The organism is Chitinophaga arvensicola (assembly GCF_900110835.1).
In the GTDB taxonomy this organism is placed as follows: domain Bacteria; phylum Bacteroidota; class Bacteroidia; order Chitinophagales; family Chitinophagaceae; genus Chitinophaga; species Chitinophaga arvensicola.
Genome location: NZ_FOJG01000001.1, coordinates 21,552 through 40,603, shown reverse-complemented (window position 1 = coordinate 40,603; position 19,052 = coordinate 21,552). Strand labels below are relative to the sequence as shown.

Annotated in this window: 15 protein-coding genes and 1 tRNA gene; 4 read left to right on the top strand and 12 right to left on the bottom strand. The window is 47.6% G+C overall.

Annotated elements, in window-relative coordinates:
• Positions 1 to 118: 118 nt before the first annotated feature.
• The 6 genes from BMW79_RS00160 to BMW79_RS00135 form a co-directional block, all read right to left on the bottom strand.
• A complete protein-coding gene (locus BMW79_RS00160; protein ID WP_089888937.1) occupies positions 119 to 880 on the bottom strand; it encodes a LytR/AlgR family response regulator transcription factor in 762 nt (253 codons plus the stop codon).
• Positions 861 to 1,880 carry a sensor histidine kinase gene (locus BMW79_RS00155; RefSeq protein ID WP_089888934.1) on the bottom strand — a complete coding sequence of 340 codons (1,020 nt, stop codon included), beginning with the start codon at positions 1,878 to 1,880 and terminating at the stop codon, positions 861 to 863. Before BMW79_RS00155 ends, BMW79_RS00160 begins: the two co-directional genes overlap by 20 nt.
• Before the next feature lie 91 nt (positions 1,881 to 1,971).
• Positions 1,972 to 2,397, bottom strand: a complete 426-nt coding sequence (locus tag BMW79_RS00150) for a hypothetical protein (RefSeq protein ID WP_089888931.1) — start codon at positions 2,395 to 2,397, stop codon at positions 1,972 to 1,974.
• 21 nt (positions 2,398 to 2,418) lie between these two features.
• Positions 2,419 to 3,375: a heme-binding domain-containing protein gene (locus BMW79_RS00145; protein WP_089888929.1), complete on the bottom strand. Its 957-nt coding sequence runs from the start codon at positions 3,373 to 3,375 to the stop codon at positions 2,419 to 2,421.
• 10 nt (positions 3,376 to 3,385) lie between these two features.
• A complete protein-coding gene (locus tag BMW79_RS00140) occupies positions 3,386 to 4,429 on the bottom strand; it encodes an alpha/beta fold hydrolase (protein WP_089888926.1) in 1,044 nt (347 codons plus the stop codon).
• A gap of 125 nt (positions 4,430 to 4,554) precedes the next feature.
• Positions 4,555 to 4,944 carry a winged helix-turn-helix transcriptional regulator gene (locus BMW79_RS00135; RefSeq protein ID WP_089888923.1) on the bottom strand — a complete coding sequence of 130 codons (390 nt, stop codon included), beginning with the start codon at positions 4,942 to 4,944 and terminating at the stop codon, positions 4,555 to 4,557.
• Between the two features lie 72 nt (positions 4,945 to 5,016).
• Here BMW79_RS00135 and BMW79_RS00130 point away from each other — a divergent pair, with 72 nt between their 5' ends.
• Positions 5,017 to 5,757 carry an SDR family oxidoreductase gene (locus BMW79_RS00130; protein ID WP_089888921.1) on the top strand — a complete coding sequence of 247 codons (741 nt, stop codon included), beginning with the start codon at positions 5,017 to 5,019 and terminating at the stop codon, positions 5,755 to 5,757.
• 58 nt (positions 5,758 to 5,815) lie between these two features.
• On the opposite strand, the gene BMW79_RS00125 is transcribed toward BMW79_RS00130, so the two are convergent.
• Positions 5,816 to 8,593, bottom strand: a complete 2,778-nt coding sequence (locus BMW79_RS00125) for a TonB-dependent receptor (RefSeq protein ID WP_089888918.1) — start codon at positions 8,591 to 8,593, stop codon at positions 5,816 to 5,818.
• Positions 8,594 to 8,956: 363 nt separating this feature from the next.
• Between BMW79_RS00125 and BMW79_RS00120 the strand changes: the two genes are divergently transcribed.
• From BMW79_RS00120 to BMW79_RS00110, 3 genes are all read left to right on the top strand, one after another.
• Positions 8,957 to 9,646, top strand: coding sequence for a DUF1345 domain-containing protein (locus tag BMW79_RS00120; protein WP_089888914.1), 690 nt, complete (start codon positions 8,957 to 8,959; stop codon positions 9,644 to 9,646).
• A 201-nt stretch (positions 9,647 to 9,847) separates the two neighbouring features.
• Positions 9,848 to 9,919: transfer RNA gene (locus tag BMW79_RS00115), tRNA-Glu, on the top strand.
• A gap of 224 nt (positions 9,920 to 10,143) precedes the next feature.
• Positions 10,144 to 13,266, top strand: a complete 3,123-nt coding sequence (locus tag BMW79_RS00110) for a sensor histidine kinase (RefSeq protein ID WP_177191996.1) — start codon at positions 10,144 to 10,146, stop codon at positions 13,264 to 13,266.
• Between the two features lie 40 nt (positions 13,267 to 13,306).
• Here BMW79_RS00110 and BMW79_RS00105 read toward each other — a convergent pair whose 3' ends face one another.
• Genes BMW79_RS00105 through BMW79_RS00085 form a run of 5 tightly spaced genes read right to left on the bottom strand, consistent with a single transcriptional unit; the run spans position 13,307 to position 19,035 of the window.
• Positions 13,307 to 14,710 carry an MBL fold metallo-hydrolase RNA specificity domain-containing protein gene (locus BMW79_RS00105; protein ID WP_089888908.1) on the bottom strand — a complete coding sequence of 468 codons (1,404 nt, stop codon included), beginning with the start codon at positions 14,708 to 14,710 and terminating at the stop codon, positions 13,307 to 13,309.
• 33 nt (positions 14,711 to 14,743) lie between these two features.
• A complete protein-coding gene (locus tag BMW79_RS00100; RefSeq protein WP_089888905.1) occupies positions 14,744 to 15,253 on the bottom strand; it encodes a DUF4442 domain-containing protein in 510 nt (169 codons plus the stop codon).
• Positions 15,254 to 15,260: 7 nt separating this feature from the next.
• Complete coding sequence (locus BMW79_RS00095; RefSeq protein ID WP_089888902.1) at positions 15,261 to 15,764, bottom strand: thioredoxin family protein; 504 nt, start codon at positions 15,762 to 15,764, stop codon at positions 15,261 to 15,263.
• A gap of 28 nt (positions 15,765 to 15,792) precedes the next feature.
• The gene (ppk1, locus tag BMW79_RS00090; protein WP_089888899.1) at positions 15,793 to 17,784 is read right to left on the bottom strand and encodes a polyphosphate kinase 1; all 1,992 of its coding nucleotides are present in this window, start codon (positions 17,782 to 17,784) and stop codon (positions 15,793 to 15,795) included.
• Between the two features lie 6 nt (positions 17,785 to 17,790).
• Positions 17,791 to 19,035 (bottom strand): Pycsar system effector family protein, encoded by a 1,245-nt coding sequence (locus tag BMW79_RS00085; RefSeq protein WP_089888896.1) that lies wholly within the window; start codon positions 19,033 to 19,035, stop codon positions 17,791 to 17,793.
• Positions 19,036 to 19,052 lie beyond the last annotated feature (17 nt).

The window sequence follows — 19,052 nt, the reverse complement described above, 5'->3', positions numbered from 1 at the left end:
CTTTTGAATTTTGTTTGATTCAAAAGTACTGGCTGTTAAGAGCGTAAGTAAGCGGAAAAGGTGGCAGGCAGACATTTTCAGCCCCCAACCGGGACGATAAAGCCGGGAAAAAATATACTCAGCGATCTTCCATCCAGGAAAGAAAACTATGCGATTTTTCTTTATTCACCAGCAACTTATCCGGCGCTTCAATGACAAGTCTTACATACAGCTTACGCAAAAAATAAGGCTCCACTTCCTTGATGGCCTTGAAGTTGACCAGGTACTGGCGGTTAAGCCGGAAAAACTGTTTCGCAGATACAGCCTGCGTGATCTGGTCCAGCGACTGGTTCACAGAAAACTGTTGCTTGTCAAAACACATGATCCAGGTAAGCTCATTGTGGATATAGAAGAATGCAATTTCATCGATACTGATGGTCTTGTACTTCTGATTTTTAAAAACTAGAAAGCTGGTTTTCCCACTGGGAACACTCAATTTGGAGAGCAGGTCGCCCAGGTCTGGAAGGGCACGTTGCTGGAAAAAGTTTTTCAGTTCGTCCACCTTTTGCAATGCTTCCTGTATATCCTGTTTGGCAAAGGGTTTTAGCACATAATCCACGCCGTTGTTTTTAAACGCTTCCATGGAGTATTCATCGTACGCCGTGCAAAACACAACCGGGCAGGTAATCTTTACAGATTTAAAGATCTCAAAACAAAGGCCATCTGCCAGTTGTACATCCATAAAAATAAGATCCGGCATCGGACCTTCGGTAAGTGCAGTAACGGAAGCAGATACACTCTGATATTGCCCGATGATTTTATCAGCAGGTCTTAATCCAAGTATTATATTCTCAAGCGACTTCGCCGTTTTCAGCTCGTCCTCAATGATGATGATATTCATAAATAAGCGGAAGTTTGATTTGAAATACCTTGCCGTCATCAATAATTTCAATGTGTTGATGAAGCAGGTGGCTATATCTCAGGTCAATATTTTTAAGTCCCACACCCAGCGAATGGGGATCTTTTGTTTTCTGTTGAATAGGATTTTCTACCACTATCTTATCGTCCTCCTCATAGATAGTAATATGCAGCGGCTTTTCGAGTGACACCACATTATGTTTGATACAGTTCTCTACCAGCAATTGCAAGGTGAAAGGGGGAATCAGCGTTCCCAGCGTTTTTTCACCGAGTGTATTTTTAAATGTGAAGCCATCTTCAAATCTTGCTTTTTGCAGAAACAGGTAAGCGTTGAGGATCTCCATTTCTTCTTTTACATGAATCAGATCCAGCTTGCGGCTTTCGAGCGTAAACCGGTAGAAGTTCGATAGTTTGATGATGAAATCAACAGATTCTTCTTCGCCGCTTTCCACCATCGCTTTCAGTGTATTCAGGCTGTTGAACAGGAAATGCGGATTCACCTGCTGTTTCAGTAATTCGTATTGTGCACTGAGGTTATCGCTTTTGATGCGTTCCAGTTCCATACTTACATGCTGGTTCTCGTAGTTCTGCTGTAGCAGGTGCAGGAACATATAAAACACCAGGTTGATCAGGATACCTCTGACTTCCACCATCAGCATTACCGGGCCAAAGTTGATATGCGACAGGATCAGCTGCTGAATGCAGGCCAGTCCCAGCATCACTACCAGTCCAAAGAGCAGACTGCTGATCAGGTTCCAGTAAGAGATACTTTGTTGCCGGGGCTTGTCAGCACGGCGTGATAACATAAAGATGTTGAAATACCACATCAGCACGGCGAAGGTAGCCGTTAAACCTGCGTTCACCGCAGCTTCCGCCACATTGAAATGATGCTCGGCAATCTGCGGCACAGAGGACAACAGCCCCAGTACAATGGAGCTGATCCAGATAGTGGCGTGAGATATTTTAAGCGCTGTTTTTTTCATTTATAGCAAATCAATCAGAGGAGATAAAAGTATCGATTTTACGCCACCATTAAAAAAGTTAAGTTCACTCTTTTTATCCGCGGCAAAAGTCTCACGGGAAAACAGACGGTTTGTGCGAGAATATGTAAGCAATGCGGTCTGACGCACTGGTGTTGTCGCCGGATACGTGGCCTTTCTCCAGTTTGTAGTTCAGCTGATCGCCGCTGGTAATTGTTTCTACACTTAGCAGGGCGCCGTTGATATGACTGCCGTACCAAAGCCTGTTATCGGTTTGTTTGTACACCACCAGGCGGAATATCTCCCCCGGAAGATGTGTCTGATATCCGGATAATGCAGCTGCAGAGGCACTTTCATTACCATACAATACGGACATGGTTTGTTGTTGTGTATTGGCGAAAGAAGTGATGACACGAAGGCCTTCTGCGTTAAACATCTCCCGGGTATCAGCTTCCCGAACTGACGGCTGGCAGGCACTTGCAGCCGTTAAAAGAAAAAGAAGGAACAAAATATTTTTCATACGGTTTTATTTAGAGGTAGTTTATTTTAATCCGCTCTTGGGCAGCGGAAGATTAAACAGGTAATCATTTTCGCTGGCAGCTTTATGACAGTTGTAACAGGTGGTATTAAACATGGGTGTGCTGCCGTAAGGTTTTAGGTTGATACCATTGAATTTTGCGTACCCCCAGCCTTTACTATCCGCAAAACGCTTGTTGTCTTTGATCATGATCTGCACACTGTTCAATGAGCCAGGTGTGATATCTCCATTTTGCTCCTCGATGCTGTTCCACACCACTTTCACTACGGCGCTGCCTTCAGGGAAAGGATGGATATTGTTTGCCTGGATCGCTTTCACCGCAATCGGATTGGCATACACCACACGGATACTGTGATTGTCGAACCTATTGGTAGTGCTGATCACCTGCCAGCTCTGATAATCGGGAATATATTTTACACCGTTGGCGGCCACGAGATCAGCGGTATTTGTTTTCTGAAAGGAATGAAATTCTTTATCAGCCTGGTTGATCACTGCGGTATCATGGTATTTCGAAGGACTACCATCTGTCACGTACTTTTTCAGAACAGCCAGATCTTTTGCGGTGAGCTTCGCAGCGGGATGTGCGGCAATGTAAGTGGCTAAAGGCATTTTACCATTCTGTACCATGTTTACCATTTCCCATAAACGACCCTGTTGATCTGCGGGCGACAGGGTATCCCAGGTAGAGAAATTAAACCTTGAACGGGCTTCCGCTACATCGGAGGATATAAGCCATGACACGGGTGCAATGTTATCGTACCAGGTCAGCTTTGTTTCATTGGAGTGGCAGTCGTAACAGGCCCGGCGGAGAATTTCCGCTACTTCGGCCGGAGCCTTTAATGGCGCTGTGACAGGCGGATTTTCTACCCGTTTCCCTATAAATTGGATCGCAATAACAAACAGGGTGAATATGCCTATAACTATACTGGATCTTCTGATGGTGCGGTGGGAGAGTTGCATGAGTAATGGTTTAAATGGCAAAGCCATGTGCTTCGATAATTGCTTTTGCAAATGCTTCGGGTGCTTCCTGTGGGAGATTGTGACCAGCGCCTTTAATTACATGATGCGTATGTTTGCCGGTGAATTTTGCCGCAAAGGCGGAGCCATTGCTGGCGGGTACAACGCCATCTGCATCGCCGTCGAGTGTAACCGTAGGAACGGAAATAGCAGGGCCGGCAGCCAGCTGTTTTTCAATGGCATCGTATTGTGCTTCTCCTGGCTCCAGACTTAGCCGCCAGCGGTAGTTGTGAACTACTACGGCTGCATAGTCCGGGTTTTTGAAAGAGGCTGCTGCGCGTTGATACGTCTCTTCTGTAAAATCCCATTTCGGAGAAATATTTTTCCAGATCAGTTTGTTGAAGTCGTACCAGTTAGCGGTGTAGCCCAGTTTACCGCGATCGGTAGCGAAGTAATACTGGTACCACCATCCCCATTCTGCTTTTGGCGGCAAGGGCTGTTTATTTCTTTCGAGGTTATTGATAAGATAACCATTCACAGAAACCATGGCAGTGCAGCGTTCCGGCCATAATGCCGCGATAATATTGGCGGTGCGGGCGCCCCAGTCGAATCCGCCAAGGATGGCTTTTTTGATATGGAGTGCATCCATCAGCGAAAGGATATCGCTGGCAACGGCAGCCTGCTGGCCATTCCGGAAGGTCTGTGCAGATAAGAACTGTGTGGTGCCATGACCGCGCAAATGAGGAACAATGACGCGGTAGCCTGCTGCTGCCAGGATACCGGCTACTTCTGCATAACTATGGATGTCATAAGGCCAGCCATGAAGCAGGATAACGGGCTGTCCATCCGCCGGACCGGCTTCTGCATAACCCACATCCAGTACACCTGCCCTGATCTGTTTGATCTGGTCAAATGTGCCTTGAGTGCTTTTATAGTTGTTTCTGTTGCTGCTGCCGGTAGCTGCCAGCGCCGTTAAAGGAGAAAGTTTGGTGGCTGCAAACGTGAGCGCAGCTATGCCGAGAAAACGGCGACGGTTAAAATTTGTGTTTGATTCCATCTTATCATCCTGCAGATGCTTTTATGCTCCCCAGGCACTACGAAAGTACCTGGCAGCGTGCAGGATGGGAACCGGTTTCAGGGGGAATCGGACAAAAAGCGGGGTGAGTTGGACAGATCCCCGCCTTAACTTTTTGCCGGGGTCCGGATAACGCGCTCCCGGTGTTGCTTGCCCCATTTGATCATCTCCAGGATGATGTCGCCAAACGACCGGCAATAATCGGTAGCCGTATATTCTACTGTTACCGGTGAGGTAGGCAGCACGGTTCTTTTCACCAGCTGATTGGCTTCCATTTCCTTCAGGTCTTTCGATAACATCCTGGTGGTGATACCCGGAATGCTGCGTTCAATATCCCTGAAGCGCTTATTGCCATTGCAGATAGAATTGATGATAGGGAGCTTCCACTTGCCACCAATTACGTAAATCGCGTCCTGCAATGCCATCACTTCTTCCTTCTGATTACGAGGACTGGCAAGGACTTCCTTGATCAGTTTCAATCTTTTTTTGTCTTCCATACTGGTATACTTCGTTATACTGGTTACAAAGTTATACCAATCCGCCCATACCTTTGTCAAAAAAATAAAAGCATGGAAACGTTAAGTGGAAAAATAGCCCTGGTAACCGGTGGAAATAGCGGTATCGGCTATGCAACAGCAAAGGAATTAAAGGCGCAGGGAGCAGAAGTAATTATAACAGGCCGGCGGAAAGAGGCGGTGGATAAGGCTGCACAGGAGCTGGGGGCCACAGGATTTATCGCTGATCAGGGCGATTTATCTGCCATCGAACAACTGGCGGCTACTGTGAAGGAGCAATTCGGGAAACTGGATATTTTATTCATCAATGCGGGCGTGGTACAGACAGCCGCCATTGAAGACGCCACAGAAGCGATGTTTGACAACATTTTTGATATCAACTTCAAAGGCGCCTACTTTACCCTGAGCAGGTTTATTCCTTTGCTGAGTGAAGGCGCTTCTGTAACGTTCCTGTCGTCGAACACCGCCAGCATGAATGGCGCCACCTCTTCTGTTTATTCTGCCAGCAAAGCAGCCTTAAATGCTGTGATGAAGATTGCAGCCGTGGAACTGGCGCCGAGAAAAATCAGGGTGAATGCGGTAAGTCCGGGCCCTACTGAAACAGAAATCCTGAAAAAGCAGGGTTTAAGTGAGGAGCAGCTGAAGGGGCTGCATGATTGGATCATAGACAGGGTACCTTTGCGTACCATGGGTAAAGCGGGAGATGTGGGTAAAATGGTAGCACATTTAAGCCGGAGCGAATCGTCGTTTATAACAGGCGCAGAATTCCTGATGGATGGTGGTATGAGTTTGTAATTATGCCGCAATAAAAAAGCAAAGGCGCACAGTACGGTGAGTACTATGCGCCTTTATGTTAGAAACTAAATCCGATGCGCGCAAACAGGAACCGGCCATTAAAGCCAAATTGCTGTGAACTGCGGGAATAGAGGAAACGGCCTGAACTGGAATTGGCTACAGATAACTCGTCAGGATAAATATCCAGCAGGTTATTGGCGCCCAGGGTGAGCCGCAGGTTAGGAATAAAAGCGTAGCTCACACTGAGGTCTGTTACTACTTTTCCGCTGTAAATAGCCTGGTTGGCTGCTGTATTGGTGGCTTCCTGTACTTTCCCGAAATACACATTCCGCAGGAAGAATCCCCATTTCTGAATGGAATAGTTCAGCGTCAGGTTAGCCTTCGTTTGTGGTACGGAGTTTTCGAGATAAATGCGGCTGGCGTCATCAAAATAAGTACTCTCTTTTCCTGCCAGTTGCGCGGACGAGTGAATAGGACCCACTAAGGATGTTTTAGCAAAAGTACCGGAGAGATCCGCTTTGAAATGTCCTTTGCCGGGATGTGCGGTGTAGGTAATCACTACGTCCACACCTTTGGTTTCGGTATTGATGGCGTTCGCGAAGAACCTTGCTGTCTGTGCATTTGCAGAACGCAAGATGTTATAGATTTCCTGTTCCTGTGGCGTACCGGTTTTGTTACCGGAGAACTGACCGGTGTATACAATGCGATCGTCAATCCGGATGTAATACCCGTCTACCGTCAGTTTCAGCGGGCCCAGGTTGCTGGTGGCGCCAGCGCTGTAGCTATGGGAGGTTTCCTGTTTCAGCTTGGGAATTCCCAGCAAAGCTGCTACGCGGCTATCGTTCGTGAAGGTGCCGGATTCTATGAATGCACCATCTGTGAAGATGCTGGATGTGGCGTTAAAGTAACGCTGATGTAAAGAAGGTGCGCGGAAGCCTGTGCTGGCAGCAGCTCTCAGCAGGAACTTCGGACTGAACTGATACCGGCCTGCCAGTTTCCAGTTTAAGGTAGAACCAAAGTCGGAGTAGTTTTCAAAACGCAATGCTGCATCGAGCAGGAACTGTTTGGTAAAATTTAATTCCACATCGCCATAGGCAGCAATGGAAGTGCGGGAGGCTTTGGTAGCGTTATCCGGACTAAAGCCCGGGAAGCTCTGCGCCCCACCGGCAAAGGCGGCGCCATTAGCAGCAAGGCGGGTAGGTACGTTGCCTTTTGGATCAGGGATCAGGATGGGCTTTCCTTGTCCGTCGGTGCCAATATTCAGCGCATTGCCATAGTTCACATAAGAAGACGCTTCACCCGGTAAGATCTGGTAATTTTCGTAACGGTGTTCCGCGCCAAACGCCACGTTGGTACCACTGAGTGCGTTCTCAAAGAAACGGCTGAAATCGAGGTTGGTGGTGTTTTGCTGAAAGCGGTAGCCGCCGGCTTCAAAGCTGGTGGGAGAGGCTTTCAGCAGGGAAGCGTTCAGGGTATTGTCTACCGTAAAATCAACACCGTTTTCACCAAAGGTGTTACTGAAATCTACTTTCCATTCGCCGAGTGAGCCACGGATACCTGCTGCGAGCGACTTATCCCGGTTATCGGTAACGATGAGCGGCAGAAATCCATTGGGGTAAATGGTGTCGTTCGTTTGTGTGAGTTGGGAAGGCGTTCTGAAAAAAGCCGCTGCTTCACCATGACGATAATTTAGTCCGCCAAAGGCATACACTTCTGCATGATCGCTTACCGGAAGGGAGGCATTCAGAAACAGGCTACCACCACGGTTGGCCGACTGCCCGATGCGGGAATTGAAGTCGCTGCGTTTTAATCCTCTCTTGGCCAGTTCCGCATCAGTAATATCTTTTCCTTTGGGGGAACCGGGTACATCGGCGAGCGTAGGATCGTTGTAATCGCTGAAGATGGTGCCGGTGAAAGTACCGGTGCGGTTGGTATAATTGCGGTAGTCGTAAGAGCCGGCAAGGTTTACAAAGCCGCCTTTATTGCCCAGCGGAAGTCCATAGTTAAGATTCGCCTGTACGTTCTGTCCATCGAAATTATTCTCCGAATGTTTGGATACGTAAGCGCCGGTAGATACGCTCGCATTGAGTTTATTTACTTCGTCGTTGAGGATGATGTTGATTACGCCGGCAATGGCATCGGAGCCATATTGGGCGGCGGCGCCATCGCGTAATATTTCAATACGTTTGATAGCGGAGGTGGGAATGGCGTTCAGGTCGGTGCCTACAGAGCCCTTACCAAAGCTGCCGTTGATATTTACGAGAGAGGTGGTATGTCTTCTCTTTCCATTGATCAGCACCAATACCTGGTCTGGTCCTAAACCACGGAGAGAAGCGGGATCTATGTGATCGGTACCGTCCGACAGGGTTTGTACGTTGGAGGAAAAGGAAGGAGCCACATAATTCAGGATCTGGTTGATAGATACCTGAGGCGAATATTGTGCTATCTGTTTTACATCTACCACATCTACGGGAACTGCAGTAGTGAGCTGACTGCGGGGCGCACTCCTGGAGCCCAGCACTACTACTTCATTGAGATCATCCGTAGTATTCAGGGTAAAATCTTGCGTGATATGTTCTCCGGCGGCTATGGTGATGGTTTTCTCCACGGACTGATAACCGATATAGCTGACGTTTAATTTGTACTGGCCTGGCTGTACGGTAATTTTATAGTGACCGCCAAGGTCGGTGGTGGCGCCGGTATTCCGTCCCACTAACTTCACAGAAGCGCCAACCAGCGGTTGTTTATTGTCTGATACTGTTCCTTCTATTGTTTGTCCATAGACAGAGTAGGAAATAAAAAACAGCCAAAGCAGGGCATACAATTTTGGTTTCATACTAATTTTTTTTAGTGAGATGATAGCTAAAGGAGTGTCTCTCTTTAGGCAGATAGGGAACAATGTGTACGACCGGGTATATTGGTGGTTGCCCGGGATCCGGAAGCCCGGATGTGATATTATTGGTTGAATAAGCAGGTTGCCCGAAGGCATGGACGGTACCCGGAAATATACCAGGTAACGGACCGGTGGTTTGGTATCATTGGTTTCAATTGTAAGCTGCTAAAGTAGCTAAATTGAATGATCCAAACAATAGTCTACTAAATTTGTAGGATATTATTTTTAATGCCGGATAGATAAGCATTGAAAATGAGGGCTATCTTTAAGTATTGCATTCTTAAAAAAAAGGATACAGTTTCGTTTATGAAAAAAAAGAAAGCGGTAGCCTCGCTGTTGGTGAGTATGCATCCTTTGCAAAGGGTGCTGGTGAGCCTGGGTTTAACAGCCGTGGTGTTTCTGATCTGTTTTATGTTGCATCTGAGCATGCACCCATTGGTATTCTCGGCATTGCTCTGGAATATCTTTGCGATTTCCTATATCGCTACCGGCTGGATCGTTTTCTATAACAGGTCTACTGATCAGATCCGTACCTGGGCCAGGATAGATGACGGCAGCCGTATTTTTGTTTCCATCACGGTGGTATTGGCGTCTGTGGCCAGCCTGGTGCTGGTACTGCTGCTCATGTTGTCGAAAGAGCTGTCTGGCGTGTCGCAGATGTTATACCTGCCGGTAGCGATTACCGGAATGCTGGCGTCATGGACCATGGTGCATACCACGCTCACGTTTCACTATGCAAACCTGTATTATGATGATGACGAAAAAGATACCACCAAACATGCCGGTGGACTCGAATTTCCCCAGGAAAAGAAACCCGACTATCTCGATTTTGCTTATTTCGCTTTTGTGATCGGCATGACCTTCCAGGTATCAGATGTGGATATCACCGGCCGCATTATCCGTCGTACTGCCCTTGCACATGGGTTACTTTCTTTTTTACTGAACACGTTTGTGGTTGCATTAACGATTAATTTAATCGCGGGATTGAAACAATAATCTGACAATGAAAAAAATATCCTGATTTTTATCTCCCGGAAAAAATACCCGGAAAGCCTTAGTACCATTGGGTAATCGCCGGACTGATGAATAGAAAAATAAGAGGTAAAAATCATAAATATGCTTACCTTTGATAAAGAATCGAAAAAAAATTTTGGTTTGTAAAACATTTTCCTATCTTTGCAATCCCAAACGAAAAATGCCGCGTTGGTCAAGGGGTTAAGACGCCTCCCTTTCACGGAGGATTCACGGGTTCGAATCCCGTACGTGGTACAAGAAAAAGGACTTCTGCAAAGAAGTCCTTTTTTCATTTCAGCCATTTATTTCCCACAGCTGGTGAAAGTTTAGTTGCAGATGATAGTCATGCAATAAATTCACAACAACATTTAGTACATTTAGTCAATAGTGCTTCTTTCCCGGAAATTGCAATGATTCGACGTCATATCAAGGCTTCTGTCCAACAATGGCTAACTGTAGTCAGGTATACTTTTTACCTGATGGGGATCATATTACACCTCCTTCCCGCCAGCGCACAACAGAGGGAAACTGCCAGCTATAAATTCTCCCATCTCGATATCAGCAACGGTTTAGCGAGTAATCACGTGTCGGCCATCATGCAGGACCGCAAAGGTTTTATCTGGATCGCCAGCACCGCACTGCAACGTTATGATGGCACCAACCTTGTAACTGTCGCCAGCTTCGACCGCATACCAGGCTCTATTTACTACGATGATATCTGTTTATGCGAAGACAAAAAAGGCCGCATCTGGATGGGGACACCTGACAATATTCGTGTATACGACCCCGTTACAGACCAGGTGAAAGCGTTGCAGGTTGCCGACAGGGACATCCGGCCGGAAGGGCTGCAATGCAGCCAGATCGTACAGGATCACGCCGGCGTTATCTGGGCTACCACCCACGATGGCCTCCTTCGCTTCAACGAAAAAGCATTTAACTTTCAGAAAGCCTCCGTGATCCCTGAAGCCGACCGCATACAAATGATGGACGCCATCATGGAAGATGAAACCGGTAACCTCTGGATCAGCGGAAAACATGGCGTATACATTCTCGACCGCGACCGGAAAAATCTATACAGCGCCGCCAACAATCCCCAACATCTTCCCATTCTCAACATCGATAATACGTTTAAAAAAATATTCACCGACCCGCATCACCAGATCTGGCTGGCCGGCAGGCAGGGATGGCTGTACAGTTACGATCCCGCCTCGCGCAAACTGAGCAATTATACCTTTGAAGCACCCGGTGGAAAAAAAGAAGTGGGGGATGCCATCTTCGATCTCGTAGCCGATGGAGATAAACACCTCTGGGTGGCTACCGAAAAAGGCGGAATTTTCCGTTTTAACCGTCCTTTAGGACGTTTTGATCTTAATATCGCCGCCAACAATACCGACGATAAGGGATTTCATTACACCTACGAAGCCAACTGTTTCCTGAGCGACCGCGAAGGTCACCTCTGGATCGGTACCGATCTCGGTGTGAATATCCTCAGCCTGCATAACAAAACTTTCCGCCTCCTCGATAACAGGACCGTTTTCTCCAACACCAAAGAACGCCTGCCCGAAACAGAAGTTACCGGTGCCCTCCAGGCCTCAGATGGCAGCATATATGTAGGCTACTGGGGACGGGGATTCAGCCGGCTCAATGCTAATCTCCAGCTGATCCGGAATTATGTACATGATGACGGCGATCCTGCGTATTCCCTGCCCGAAGAACGCGGCCTGGTATGGACTTTCGCCGAACTGAAAGATGGCAACATCATCGTAGGCCAGGAAAACGGCTATATTTCCGTGTTCAATCCGGCCAGCGGCAAATTCACCAAACACCTTACCTCGCCGCTACTGTATGAACAAACAATTCTCGACCTGCAACCCCAAAATGATACCACCGTCTGGATCGGATTATACAAAAGAGGATTAGCCAGCTGGAATCCAAAACTGGAAACCTTCCAGCACTACCACGAAATAACCGATGAACTGAAACGACCTGTATCTGTCATGGATATAGTACCCGAAGGAGATTCCATCCTGTGGCTGGGCACCAGCAGCGCCGGGCTGATCAGGTTTAATAAAAAACTGCGTCGTATTACCGGTAGCCAGACTTTTGAACGGAATACCAAGGTCTATAGCAATATCACCTGTTTGCGCCGTTTTAACGACACTACCTTGCTGGCGGGTACCGATCATGGCCTGTGGATTTATAACACGCTGAGGCGCACATATAAGCCGTTACTGACCAACACCAAGTTGTTTGATCAATGGGTACTGAGCATGGAAGAAGATGAACCAGGTAAAATATGGTTCACTACACAGTACGGTTTTTATCGCTACTATGCCGCAGAAGACCGCCTTGAAACCTTTATCCAGGGCGATGATATCATCGATAACACCCGCAAGGTAAGACGCCGCATCATAAAGCTGAGAAACGATCATCTCCTGGTAGGCGCTTCCGATCATATCGTTTCCTTCGATCCGAAAAGCCTCCGGCTGGCCCCGCCGCCACCCGATGTTACGATCGTTAATTTGAAAGCACTCGATAGTGTTGTACTGATTTATTCTGCCCTGCGCGACAGCTCTCCGGTGACACTCAGCCACAAGCAGAACTTTATCAGCATAGAATTTAAAAGCCTGCAATACCACGAAGAGAAGATCCGCTATTACTACCAGCTGGAAGGCGTGGATGAAAACTGGGTACTCACAGACAATATCCTTGTGGCCAAATACACCAATCTGCCACCAGGAAATTATTTGTTCCGTGTAAGAGCGGTGAATACGGCCGGTACTTTTTCGGAACATATAACCAGTCTGCAGATCTTTATCAAACCAGCCTTCTGGCAAACGGGGTGGTTCCGGCTGGTATGTATACTCCTGGCAGGATCGCTGGTATACCTGTACTACCGCTTACGCATCCACGGAATTAAAAAAGAAGCCAAACAACGGGAAGCGATACAACAACAGATCGCTCAGCTGGAAATGAAAGCACTGCGTGCCCAGATGAATCCGCACTTCATCTTCAACGCACTGAATTCCATCCAGACCTTTATGATGAAAAGCGAAACAGAACAGGCATTGTCTTACCTGAGCCGCTTCGCAAAACTGATCCGTAACGTACTGGATAATTCACAACTCAATAACATCACGGTAGCCCAGGAAGTGGCCATATTGGAGAATTACATGGAACTGGAGAAGCTGCGTTTTACCGATGAATTTGAATACGAAATTATCGTGGATCCTTCTCTCGACGCACACATGGTAGAAGTACCCACCATGATCATACAGCCATTTGTGGAAAATGCTATCTGGCACGGACTGCTCCATGAGAAAACTAAAGGCAAACTCACTATCACTTTTAATAAAGTAGAGGATCGCATATTGTGTACCATTGAAGATAACGGTATCGGCAGGGAGAAATCTGCGGCCATGAAGCGCTTGAATAAACCCCGGCATCAGTCGCGCGGGTTACAGATCACACGCGATCGCTTATCCTTGTATAACAGCCGCTTTAATGTAGACGCCAGCTTTGATATCGAAGACCTGGCAGATGAAGAAGGCAAAGCAAAAGGAACCCGTGTGAACTTATGGTTTCCATTGGTTGAAGAATAAAACAGAGATGGTCGCCTGAAGCGACCATCTCTGCAGCAAATTATGCCAGTCCGATTTCGTAATGACGCTCCGGAATCTCAATATCCAGGAACCCTTTCTTAAAGAGCCACGCCTTGAAAATCTGTTGTACGTCATACTCCCCGTGTACCAGGAATAATTTCTTTATTTCTTTCGGATGCTGACAAGCCAGCCACTGGCTCAGATCTTCATAATCACCATGAGCGCTCATAGAGCGGATCACCCCTATTTCTGCATTTACTTTAAAACGCGTACCATAGATGGATACCTCTTTGGCGCCGCGCATCAGGCGGCCACCGAGCGATTGCGGTTCGCAATAACCCACAATGAGAATAGTATTATGCGGATTGTCGATGTTATTGGCAATATGGTGTTTCACGCGACCTGCTTCCGCCATGCCGGAGGCAGAGATGATCACGCAGGGCTCCTGGCGGAAGTTCAGCGCTTTGGATTCATCTACTGTTTGAATATAGCGTAGCCCGGGGAAATCAAACGGATCATCATCCGTTTTCAGCACATTGGCCACTGCTTTATTGAATACTTCCGGATGCGCTTTCGTTACGGCAGTAGCTTCTGTCGACAGCGGACTGTCCACAAAAATATCCACTTTAGGCAGTTTGCCGGCTGCCTGCGCATTATTCAGTGCGTATAGTAATTCCTGCGTACGGCCCACGCTAAAGGCAGGAATAATGAGTTTGCCTTTTTTCTGCACACAGGTTTCCCGGATGTGACGCAGCAGTTCATCATCTGCCGGCGCCGCGTCGGCGTGCAGGGTGCTGCCATAGGTAGATTCCATCAGGATATAATCTGCCTGTGGAAATACTTCCGGCGATTTCAGGATCGCATCGTTATAACGGCCAATATCGCCACTAAAGGAAATCTGTTCTGTTTTACCGTTTTCGGTGATACGCAGATGTACAGAAGCCGCGCCTACAATGTGTCCCGCGTCGGTAAACATCAGCTGGATATCCGGGTCAATGTTCACCCAGCTATGATAAGGCGTTGGTTTCAGGCGACCGATAGACAGCTTCGCATCATCTACATCATACAATGGTTCTATGAAAGGAAGGCCTTCTTTTGCCATTTTCTTATTGGTGAATTTCGCATCATCGCGTTGTATTTCGGCGGAGTCGAGCAGCAGTATTTCTGCGAGGTCGCGGGTAGCGGGTGTGCAGAAGATATCACCACGATAGCCCAGTTTCACCAGTCGTGGTATCAGTCCCGAGTGATCGATATGTGCATGCGATAATACCATGTAGGTCACTTCCTGCGGATCAAAGCCAAACTCGCGGTTCATGCCATCTGTGTCGTGGCCCATACCCTGGAACATGCCGCAATCCAATAAAATCTTTTTGCCATTCTTAAGTGTGATCAGGTGTTTTGATCCGGTAACGGTGCGCGCGGCGCCATGAAATGCAATTTTCATATCAGAGATTTAGGGTGAACAGGTTCACCATTTTTACGATTTACATTTAAACGACCAGGTGATCGCGAAAGAGGCAATTAATATGCCGTCTTTGTCTCTGCCTTCACTGTGGAGGGTAATAGTTTCTGCGGAATTGTTGTTGAGCGCTCTTTCTATAGCGGATCTGAGCAAGGGTAATTCGGAACAGGTAAAGATGGTGCGCCCCGTTGCTTTTTTTACAAAGGTGGATTCCATACCGGTAACAAGCATGGATACACGACGTGGGGCGCTGCGTACGTACATCATTGCCGGTAAGCCGGTACTGAGTTCCGCCGCCATCGCCAGACAGGCAAAGTAAGTGGATTTAAAAGGGTTTTGCGATAACCAGCGGAAAGGAACGGTAGTCACGCAGGTATTGGTTTCCAGCGATTGTAACCGGACACCTGCCAGCCATGCGGCCGGTAGTTTCCAGAACAGGTAGGCCGAAAACTTAAACGGATGCTGTGCAAACTTCTGAAAAGATTGCACAGCATCCGTATTGAAAGTGGTAATGCCGTTATCCATGACGATGTTATTCGTTGATATACTGGGAAGCCTGCAAAGCAGTGGGTGACCATTGTTTCAGGAACTCCTGCACTTTCTTCCTATCATAGGAATCTGCCGATTCCAGCAAACCGGAATTCTGCGTATGCAGGCGGTTGCCTTTGGCATCCAGGATCACCAGTACCGGGAAACCAAAACGCTGCGGATAGCCCAGCTCTTTCAGGATAGGCAGGTTCTTGTTTTCCTTGCTGTAGTTCAGGTGATATACTACATAATTGTTGTTCATGGTGGTTTTTAGCTCTGCGTCATCTTCGATGAACTTATACAGTCGTTTACACCAGATACACCAGTTACCGCCGATCTGCAGCAATACATGTTTGTTCTCTTTTGCGGCCTGTTTTGTAGCGGCGGCAATATCCGCTTTCGCATCAGCGGTTGGATTGTAGATGTGCTCCAGGTCGTGCGTTTGCGCCTGCGTGGCAGGAATAGCAAAAGCCATACTCAGTAACAACATCCATACATACTTCTTCATAAAAATCGATTAAATCAGGATATCTAATTTACACTATATTTTGCACATAGGATTGAATGGCCGTTTGTGCGTTTGCCGGATCTTTCAACTGTAGCTGAATAATGTCTTTCAGCTGTTGCTGCAGGGCAGGATCATATACCGGCACACATACTTCTATGCGGCGGTGCAGGTTCCGGTTCATCCAGTCGGCCGAGCCCATATATACTTCTTCCTGCTGGTTATTATGGAAGATGAATACGCGGGCGTGTTCCAGGTAGCGGTCTACAATCCGTATGATCCGGATGTTGGCGCTTTCAGGGATATCGGGTACCAGGCAGTTGATGCTGCGCACAATCAGATCGATCTGTACACCTGCCAGGCTGGCTTCATACAGCTTATTGATCATGCCTCTTTCCTGGAGGTTATTTAGTTTGATGGTAATACGCGCCGGTTTCCCCTCTTTTACATGAACAATTTCCCGGTCTATCAGCTTGGTAAAACGCGCCGTCATATTGAACTGCGCCACCAGCAGATGCTGGAACTGGAGGAAGTCGTAGGCAATGGGTTGTTCTCTGCTCTGGAGATAGAGGAACAGCAATTCCATCTCCCGGGTAATATCCTTATGGCTGGTAAATAACACATGATCGGTATAAAAACGGGCGGTACTTTCGTTAAAGTTACCGGTGGCAATAAGGCCGCAATAATCCCATTGGTAGCCGCGATTACGCTTTACCAGCGCTGTTTTGGCATGTACTTTCATGCCCGGAATGCTGTAGATCAGCTTTACCCCGGCGTCTTTCATCTTCTTGGCCCAGCGGATATTATTGGCTTCATCGAAGCGGGCTTTCAGTTCCACGAACACGGTTACTTTCTTGCCGTTCTTTGCCGCACTGATCAGCGCCTGCGCGATCTGCGAGCCGGAAGCAATGCGGTACAGGGTTACATATATCTCTGCTACATCCGGATCTACGGCAGCTTCGCTGAAGAAGCGGAGCACATAATCATATCGCTGGTAGGGGAGATGCAGTAACAGGTCCTGTTGTAAAACGAGGTCGAGTAAACGATCGGTAGCAGCGGCGGCTTTGTTTTCCGCCGGAATTACCTTTGGATAATCTACCTGTGTAAGACCGGCAGGCGCAGGTAAACTGGCCAGGTCTTTCAGGTTATGATAGCGGCCACCCAGCACCAGTTCATCTTCCTGTACATCAAACTGCTGCGCCAGGAAGTGCAGCAGTGGCCTCGAAATGGCAGCGTCGTAAAGGAAGCGGGTAGGTACGCCTAACTCACGCTTACGGATCAACGTTTCCACCTCTTCGAGGATATCCACTTTCATTTCATCCATATCCATTTCGGCATTCCGCGTAAGCTTGATGCTGTGGCAGTTTTCCACGGAATAGCCGGGAAAGAGGTAGCCGATATGTGTACGGATAATATCATCAAGGAAAGCGATATAATGAATGCCTTCGAGTGCCGGCAGTTGTTGAAAACGCGGCAGAACAGAAGGGATATTCACGATCACATACTCCTGTATGTTGGTATTATGTTCGGGAATCAGCGTAACAGCGAGGTATAGCTGGTTATTTTCCAGAAAGAGTTTTTCCTGTTTACGGCCCAGCCACACCGGTTGCAGGTAGGCCAGTATAGTAGATAGAAAATAGTTTTTGGTAAACGCCAGGTGCGGCACTTGAATGGGTTGGTTATAATACAACTGCACCCCTCTCGATAGCAGGTCGGGAATCACTGAGCCGCTGAATATTTTCCCGTATTCCTGTTGCTGGCGGTTTATTTCCTGCAATACCTGTTGCAGGGTGTCGCTGCTGATCGATTCGTTTTCCCCGGCTGCCGGATCATTTTCCAATACCTTATTGATGGTGAGTATGGCCGGCATTCTCACCCGGAAAAACTCATCGAGGTTGGAAGAAAAAATAGAAAGGAATTTAATCCTTTCGTATAGGGGCACCTGTTGGTCTGCTGCCATCAGCAGCACCCGGTAATTAAAGGATAACCAGCTGAGATCGCGGTTATTTAAAGGAACACCCATGAATCATTAAGCTTTTACCGGAAAAAATATAGCTGCAATCAGGAAGGCGAGTACAGAGATAATCAGACCAAACATGAAAATATTATAGGAGATGCGCAGCAGTTTGTATTTATGACCTAGTACTACGCCCAGGTAGTAGATGTCGCGTGTCATGCTGCTGTACAGGAATTCAGAATCTTCCATCATTTGCTTCATGCCCCATTGGTATTCTTCCAGGTGCATTTTATAGAAGTTACCAAAGAACAGCAGGTTGGCGTTCTTTTTCTCAATATCTGTTTTGGTAAACACGCCACTGGTTACATTCGGGCGGGTAGCCAGTACGGAGAAGATGACCGTCAGTACGGCCGTAGTGAGAAAGATAATGGACGGAATCACCATATTGGGATAGTCTTCCAGCCGTCTTACCAGCACGCTCAATATCACGGAGATGATGATGGAGTTTACCGAAATCATGATATGTGCTTTGCTGTCGGCCATGGAACTGAGCCGGATATGATTGGTAGAAGTGGTCCGGAACATGGTTTCCACACCGCGTTCGGATTTGGCGGTCTTATCTTTTTTCTTCTTTTGTGTAGCGGTTACCGGAGCGCCTTCTGTGCCGGTAGCGGCAACGGTGGCGGCAGCCAGGTTTTCTTCTGCGGCGTCTTCCGTTTTCTTCTCCAGCTTCTTTTTCAGTTTGGCCAGGTTCTCTTCTTTCTGTTGTTTGAAGAGGGTTTGTGCGTAGTCTGTCCAGTAGTGATGCTGTGTCAGGAAAGTGACGTTTCCGGTGAGCCATTGAATGGCGGGTATTTCCTGCTGATAGGTCAGTTCCATTTCATGCCGCAGTAATTTATTACGGTCGGAAAACTCTTTGGAGCCGAGGTGGGAGAGGTCGGCATCGCAAACAATCTGTTCTACCAGGGTCTTGGGCGATTGTGGCATTTTGGTGGCCATAATAGCTCCCTGTACCATGGTTTGAACATTTTCAGGAACCTGTTGTTGCTGTAAAAACTGGAGGGCTTCTTTGGCACCGTTCTCTTCGTGTTGTTTGCCTTCACCCAGCAGGTAACCGGCATCATGGAACCAGGCGGCTACATAAACGGCCAGTAGTTCGTCGTCCTGCAGGCGGTAGTGAGCGGCAATCTGCCCTGCAACCTGTACTACCTGTTGTGTATGTATGAGATTGTGATATACCAGATTGGGGCGCGGGTGTTGTTGATACTGGGCTAAAACATAGTCCCGTGCTGCATCTATGATAACATTGTTTTGCATAAGGAAGACGAAAATTA